Genomic DNA, 642 nt, shown 5'->3' on the forward strand with positions numbered 1-642 from the left:
TGTTAAGTCGAACCCGAATGCTCTTTCCCAGTTACCAAAACTCTTCCCTTCGACTTGACATAAGTTGAACGATTCCGACCGAACTTAAGTCAAGTCGCTTAGGTAACAGAATGTGAAATATTTATCTGTGAAATATCGCGACTTAACTCAAGTTCTCCTATTTATTCTAGATTTTTCCTTTGTCATTTTATCGATTTTCCGGTTATCTTACGATTGAATGTTATCTAACTTTTCATAGAGAAGAAAACATGAATCCAATCCAAATGGTACAATTATCAGAACTCCCACCGAAGAAGGAATTCCAGCCGGGAATTCGACGTGCGCCGAATCGCGGCTATTTCCTTTCGCAAGCCGAAACCGTTCTGGCTCTGAAAAACGCCCTGCGCTATGTGCCGCCGGAATGGCACGCCACGCTTGCGCCTGAATTTCTCGAAGAATTGCACACGATGGGACGCATTTACGGTTATCGCTTCCGCCCGGAAGGACGCATCTGGGGCAAGCCTGTTGACAAATATAAAGGCATTCTCGCCGCCCGCGCCTTTCAGGTGAACATCGACAACAATCTCGATTTCGAAGTTGCGCTTTACCCATACGAATTGGTGACTTATGGCGAAACCGGGCAGGTTTGTCAGAACTGGATGC

Annotated in this window: 1 pseudogene (only partly in view); it reads left to right on the forward strand. The window is 46.0% G+C overall.

The features are described from left to right. Positions 1-248 precede the first annotated feature (248 nt). Positions 249-642 (forward strand): annotated as a pseudogene (locus COT43_02475) (urocanate hydratase); it runs 1,665 nt beyond the window's last position.

The organism is Candidatus Marinimicrobia bacterium CG08_land_8_20_14_0_20_45_22 (genome assembly GCA_002774355.1).
Lineage (GTDB): Bacteria > Fidelibacterota > UBA2242 > UBA2242 > UBA2242 > 0-14-0-20-45-22.